General features: G+C 69.5%; 6 protein-coding genes. 4 read left to right on the top strand and 2 right to left on the bottom strand.

Features of this window, described 5'->3' with window-relative positions; all coding sequences use genetic code 11:
* Positions 1 to 91 precede the first annotated feature (91 nt).
* On the bottom strand, positions 92 to 757 hold the full coding sequence (locus ACOJTD_RS26410) for an NAD(P)-dependent oxidoreductase (RefSeq protein ID WP_420135805.1): 666 nt from the start codon (positions 755 to 757) through the stop codon (positions 92 to 94).
* A gap of 35 nt (positions 758 to 792) precedes the next feature.
* Positions 793 to 2,217: a heme anaerobic degradation radical SAM methyltransferase ChuW/HutW gene (gene hutW / locus ACOJTD_RS26405; RefSeq protein ID WP_420135804.1), complete on the bottom strand. Its 1,425-nt coding sequence runs from the start codon at positions 2,215 to 2,217 to the stop codon at positions 793 to 795.
* Positions 2,218 to 2,528: 311 nt separating this feature from the next.
* On the opposite strand from hutW, the gene ACOJTD_RS26400 reads away from it, so the two are divergent.
* From ACOJTD_RS26400 to ACOJTD_RS26385, 4 genes are read left to right on the top strand one after another with little or no spacing between them, the layout of a single operon-like run.
* Entirely contained in the window at positions 2,529 to 2,729 is a 201-nt protein-coding gene (locus tag ACOJTD_RS26400) for a hemin uptake protein HemP (protein WP_420135803.1), read from the top strand.
* Positions 2,726 to 3,679 carry a heme/hemin ABC transporter substrate-binding protein gene (locus ACOJTD_RS26395; protein ID WP_420135802.1) on the top strand — a complete coding sequence of 318 codons (954 nt, stop codon included), beginning with the start codon at positions 2,726 to 2,728 and terminating at the stop codon, positions 3,677 to 3,679. The genes ACOJTD_RS26400 and ACOJTD_RS26395 overlap by 4 nt, the downstream gene beginning before the upstream one ends.
* Positions 3,676 to 4,758: a FecCD family ABC transporter permease gene (locus tag ACOJTD_RS26390; protein WP_420135801.1), complete on the top strand. Its 1,083-nt coding sequence runs from the start codon at positions 3,676 to 3,678 to the stop codon at positions 4,756 to 4,758. The genes ACOJTD_RS26395 and ACOJTD_RS26390 overlap by 4 nt, the downstream gene beginning before the upstream one ends.
* Positions 4,755 to 5,543 (top strand): heme ABC transporter ATP-binding protein, encoded by a 789-nt coding sequence (locus tag ACOJTD_RS26385; protein WP_420135800.1) that lies wholly within the window; start codon positions 4,755 to 4,757, stop codon positions 5,541 to 5,543. Before ACOJTD_RS26390 ends, ACOJTD_RS26385 begins: the two co-directional genes overlap by 4 nt.
* Positions 5,544 to 5,668: the final 125 nt, after the last annotated feature.

The following is a 5,668-nucleotide window of genomic DNA, read 5'->3' as shown; positions in this document are numbered from 1 at the left end:
GTGCTTCAAGGCGTGGATGGCCGGGACGAGCCCGGCCATGACGTGGGGAGAGTCAGGGCGAATGTTGTAGGTCTACTAATTCGCTGACGTCTCAGACGGCGACAACGAATTCGCGGATATCCGCCGGCTCGGCCGGCAGCGTCGTGCGGTCGACGGCGGAGAGGATCAGCCGCGTGGTCGCCGGCGATGCGATGACGCGGAGCGTCAGCTCGGCGAGGTCGGCGCGGGTGATGCGGCCGTGGACGCGTGGATCGGCGTAGAGCGCACCGCTGCCGGTCGGCTCGCCCTCGGTCAGGCCGCCGGGGCGGATGATGATCCAGTCGAGGTCGAGCGCGCGCAGATGATCCTCGGCGCGGGTCTTGGCGTCGAGCGCCGGGCCGATTGCCGCGACGATCCGCTCCGACGCGAACGGCCGGCTGTCGCCGCAGCCGAGCGACGAGATCTGCACGACGCGGCGGACGCCGCACTGCACCGCCGCATCCGAGATCGCGTCATTGCCGGCTTCATCCACTCGCCAGCAGTCCGGTCCCGCGCCGCCGACCGTCGAGACGATCACCTCCGGCGACGCGCGCTTCACCGCTTCGGCGACCGCAGCCGGATCGCCGAGATCGACCACCGACGCATCGGCCGCGCCGACGAGGTCGAGCAGTCGCTCTGAGTCGCGGCCGGCGGCGTGGACGGTCCAGCCGCGCGCGGCGGCTTGCGCCACCAGGTGGCGGCCAGTGCGGCCGGTCGCGCCGAATATCAGGATCTTCATGCGTCGCTCCCGCGCTTCGTCATTGCGGAGCGATCCTACGCGATGCCGCAGCCGTGCGCATCGCCGAGCGCGGCGGATTGCAGCCCCGCCAGCAGACCGCTGGTCAGGTTGCTGATCCAGAACGAGCCGGCGCAACTCGGCCGGAAGCCGTCGCCGCTGAGGTCGCCGAGCCCGGCCGCCGTCCAATTCGCCAGTAGCGGCGCCACCGCGACGCGGAAGCCGGGGCGGATGCTCTCGACCGCGGCGAGATCGAGCTGGCCGGATTCCAGCCCCGCCGCGATCATCGCATGCGCCGCATGATCGGCCGGCACCAGCGCGACGCTGTCGACCGGTTGCCGCCCTTGCACGAGCATGTCGCGGCGCTGCGCCAGGTCGATGACGTTGCGCCAGCGCACACCATGCGCCTGTCCGCCGGCGCCCGCGCCGAACGGCAGGCAGGTGACGCCGCGCTTGATCGACGAATTGTAGCGATTGAACTCCCGCGCCGACCGCACCAGATGCGACTGCGACACCTGCAGCCAGCCGAGCGCCGTCAGCCGCTCCACCGCGTCCGCATAGATCCGCGCCTGTCCGCCCGCGGTCGGCGGCGCCGGCAGCTTGCCCTTCTCGACCGCCATCGCCATCGGCCCGCCCGGAAACATGTTGAGCGCGTAGAGCGTGACGCCGTCGAGCCCGATCTCGTCGACGGTCTCGATATCGCGACTCCAGTCGCTGCGCGTCTGGCCGGGCAACCCGTAGATCAGATCGCACACCACCGCGGTGCGGCCGAGCGCCACCAGCTCGGCGAGGAACAGCCCCACCTCCGGACCGGCGAGCTTGCGGCCGAGCCGCCGCCGGACCTCGGTGGCAAATGTCTGCACGCCGATCGACAGCCGTGTCACCCCGGCATCAGCTACTTTCGCGGCCTTGGCGACGTCGAAGCCGAACGAGCGGCCTTCCAGCGTGATTTCGCAGTCGCTGGTAAGCGGCAGATAGCGATGCAGCCCTTCGACCAGCCGCGCCAGATCGTCGGCCGCCAGTGCCGACGGCGTGCCGCCGCCGATATACACCGCGTCGATCGGCGCCGATCCCACCAGCGGCGTCTGCGCCTTGGCGGCGAGTTCAGTGAGCAGATCGTCCACATAGGCCGGCCCGGCCTCGGGCCGCCAGACGTTCTGGAAGAAGCCGCAGAACAGACAATGCGTCTGGCAGAACGGCACATGCAGATACGCCACTGCGGTCTGCTCGCGCGGCGTCGCGAACACGCGCTGCATCACCGTGTCGACATTCTCCGCATCGACCGGCCGACTGCCGCGCCATGGCGGCGAGAACGAGCGCCGCTCGAACGCTTCGGTGAGCGGATCGCAACCCACGCGCACGAAGTAATCACTGACGCGCACCGCGGCGCCATGCGCCGGATGCCGTCCGTGCCCGACCTGCGACGATCGGCCGCCCATCTGAGCCTTCAACATCCGCGTCATCGTCCCCGCTCCGCCTCGAGGCGTGCGGCAGCGATGCGCCGGCGAACGCAGCGCCGCGCAGGTGCTGGCCGGCACGACCATCCTGATTCCGATCACAACTTCAATGAGGAGCTGGCGGGCGCTGCGTGTCGCAGGGAGCTGGCTGGCCGAACTACAAGGTGACCGCCTGACGATCACCGATGCGGCGAACTTGAAGCCGCCCCCGTGATGCGTCAAGCGACGCACCACACGTTTAAAGTGATTATAAGACACATTCCCGCGGGATGATCCTATAACGGCCGCTGATAGTTCAACTGATCGGCGACGGACTCATGATCGAACGCGCAGCACAGAGCGACCCGGCATCGGCCGGCCCGCAGGACCAGGTCAGCCGGCGCGCCATTATGATGATCGACAATCAGGTCGAGAGCCGCGACCTGTTTTCGCTCGGCCGCGAGATCGTGATCGCGCATGGCGACGACAGATATCGGCTGCGCCTGACGTCGCAGAACAAGCTGATTCTCACCAAATGACCAGCGCGGCCCTGCTCGGCGCAGCGCTGCTGGCCGCAACACTCGCGCTGCCGCTGCCCGCTCACGGGGGCGGCCCGGTGGTGCGCGACGCGCATGGCCGCGACGTGATGATCAGCGACTCCTCGCGCACCGTCGCGGTCGGCGGCGCCATCACCGAAGTGCTGGTCGCGCTCGGCCTCGACCAGCGGATCGTCGGCGTGGATTCGACCAGCACGTTTCCGCCCGAAGCGGTGAAGACCAAACCGAACGTCGGTTACTTGCGGCAGCTCTCCGCCGAGGGCGTGATCGGGCTGAATCCGACGCTTATCCTGGCTATGGACAGCGCCGGCCCGAAGCAGACCATGCAGGCGCTCGAAGCCGCGAAGATTCCGCTGGTGTCGATCCCCGAGACCTTCACCGAGCAGGGCCTGCTCGACAAGATCCGGCTGATCGGCCACGCCATGCAAGCCGATTCCGGCGCGACGTGCCTTGCCAATGCAGTGGCGCAGGACTTCGATCAGCTCCGGTTGCTGCGCGCCAGGATCACCAAGCCGGCGCGGGTGATGTTCGTGATGTCGCTGGTCAACGGCCTGGCGATGGCGGCCGGCCGCAACACCGCTGCCAACGAGATCATCGAACTGTCCGGCGGCGTCAACGCCATCGACGGCTATGACGGCTACAAGACCATCAACGACGAGGCGATCGTCGCTGCCAAACCCGACGCGGTGATCACCATCCGGCGCAGCCGCGATTCGTTCGAGGCCGACGCCTTCTATGCGCATCCGGCCTTCGCGCTGACGCCGGCCGGCGCCAACCGCGTTTTCCTGGTGATGGACGGGCTGTATCTGCTCGGCTTCGGCCCGCGCACGCCCGCCGCTGCGCGCGACGTCGCCGCCGCGCTGTATCCGCAGCTCGCGCCGCAGGCCGGCGGCTTCAGCCCGAAGGCGGCGAGCGCCGACTGCCGCTCATGAGCGTGATGGAGATCGGCCGCAGGCGCGCCGCGCGATCGTTCCGGCCGCGTGCCGGCGCGACGCTCGCGGTGCTGCTCATCCTGCTCCTGATCGCTGCCGCGACGGCACTGACCGTCGGCGCCGCCGGAATTCCGCTGTCGCGGCTGCCCGCCGCGCTGCTGCTGCACGATGCGCAGGGCAACGCACCGGCGCTACGCGACCAGATGGTGTTGTGGTCGATCCGGCTGCCGCGCATCGTCACCGCGGGGATCATCGGCGCGCTGCTCGCCGCCTCCGGCACGCTGATGCAGGGGCTGTTTCGCAATCCGCTGGCCGACCCGGCGCTGGTCGGCGTCGCCAGCGGCGGCGCACTCGCCGCAGCGGTGTCGATCGTGCTGCTCGATCAACTACTCGGCCCTCAGCTGCGTTTCCTGCAAGATCATCTGTTGCCGATTGCCGCGTTCGGCGGATCGCTCGCCACCACGATCCTGCTGTATCGCATCGCCAGCCGCGCCGGCCGCACCTCGATCGCGCTGTTCCTGCTCGCCGGTATCGCCATCGCGGCGATCGCCAATGCGGGCATCGGCGTGCTGGTGTTTCTGGCCGACGACCGCCAGCTGCGCGACATCACCTTCTGGATGATGGGCTCGCTCAGCGGCGCGAGCTGGGCGAAAGCATCGTCCTGCGCGCTGGTGCTGGCGCTGGCTCTCCTGGTGTTCGTGAAGGTCGCGCGACATCTCGACCTGCTGGTGCTCGGCGAGTCCGAGGCGTTTCACACCGGCGTCGATGTCGAGCGGCTGAAACTACTGTCGATCGTGCTGGTGTCGTCGATGACCGGCGTCGCGGTGTCGATCTGCGGCGTGATCGGCTTCGTCGGCATCGTCGTGCCGCATCTGCTGCGGCTGGTGATCGGCCCGTCTCATCGGCTGCTGCTGCCGGCCTCGGCCTGTCTCGGCGCCGCCATGCTGGTCGCGGCCGACACCGTGGCGCGCACCATCGTGGCGCCTGCCGAAATGCCGATCGGCATCCTCACCGCCGCGATCGGCGCGCCGTTCTTTCTCGGGCTCTTGCTGCGGCAGCGCAAGCTGGTCGGCCTGTGAGCGCGCGGCTGCAAGCGATCGGGGCGAGCTTTGCGACCGGCGGCGCGACGTTGGTCGACCGCATCGATTGCGATATCGCGCAGGGCGAACTGATCGCCATCGTCGGCCCCAACGGCGCCGGCAAATCGACGCTGCTGCGGATGCTGTCGGGCGACCTGCGGCCGACTTCCGGCGCGATCCGGCTCGGCGGACGCGAGCTCTCGTCCTATCCGCCGCGAGACCTCGCCGAACGCCGCGCCGTGCTGGCGCAGCACATCAGCATCAGCTTCCCGTTCACCGTGGACGAAATCGTCCGGATGGGCGCCGGCGAGCTGACCGGCCGTGCCGCGCAGGCGGCGATCGATGCCGCGCTTCAGGAGGTCGGCCTCGCCGACTTCCGCGCTCGCGACATCACCACGCTGTCCGGCGGCGAACAGCAGCGCGCACATTTCGCCCGCGTGCTGGTGCAGCTCTGGACCAGCGAAGCCGCGCGCGGCCCCGGTGTGTTGCTACTCGACGAGCCGACCTCGAGCCTCGACATCCGCCACCAGCTCGACCTCGCCCAGACCGCACGACGCTGCGCCCGAAACGGGACCACGGTGATCGCCATCCTGCACGATCTCAATCTCGCGGTCCGCTTCGCCGATCGCATCCTGATGCTCCACGCCGGCCACCTCGCCGCCGACGGCACACCGGCCGCCGTGATGCAGCCGGAGCTGATCGCCCGCGTATTCGACGTCGCGCTCAACATCCGCACCGACCCAGCTGGAAGCCCCTTCGTGCTGCCCGAGCTGGCGAGCGTGTAGTCCCCCGGGCCGACGTCTCAAAAACGCGGTGCATCCGCTCCCCTCCCCCGTTGGGGGGGGGGGGGGGGGGGGGGGGGGGCCCGGCGGGTTGGGGCGAGGCGCGCCACCCCGCCCCCCCCCGCCAC

The organism is Rhodopseudomonas sp. (assembly GCF_048594845.1).
Classification (GTDB): Bacteria; Pseudomonadota; Alphaproteobacteria; order Rhizobiales; family Xanthobacteraceae; genus Rhodopseudomonas.
This window is presented reverse-complemented; position numbering and strand designations above follow the sequence as displayed.

Coding starts and splice junctions, on each gene's coding strand:
- ACOJTD_RS26410 (WP_420135805.1), bottom strand. CDS start 757: ATGAAGATCCTGATATTCGGCGCGACCGGCCGCACTGGCCGCCACCTG.
- hutW (WP_420135804.1), bottom strand. CDS start 2,217: ATGACGCGGATGTTGAAGGCTCAGATGGGCGGCCGATCGTCGCAGGTC.
- ACOJTD_RS26400 (WP_420135803.1), top strand. CDS start 2,529: ATGATCGAACGCGCAGCACAGAGCGACCCGGCATCGGCCGGCCCGCAG.
- ACOJTD_RS26395 (WP_420135802.1), top strand. CDS start 2,726: ATGACCAGCGCGGCCCTGCTCGGCGCAGCGCTGCTGGCCGCAACACTC.
- ACOJTD_RS26390 (WP_420135801.1), top strand. CDS start 3,676: ATGAGCGTGATGGAGATCGGCCGCAGGCGCGCCGCGCGATCGTTCCGG.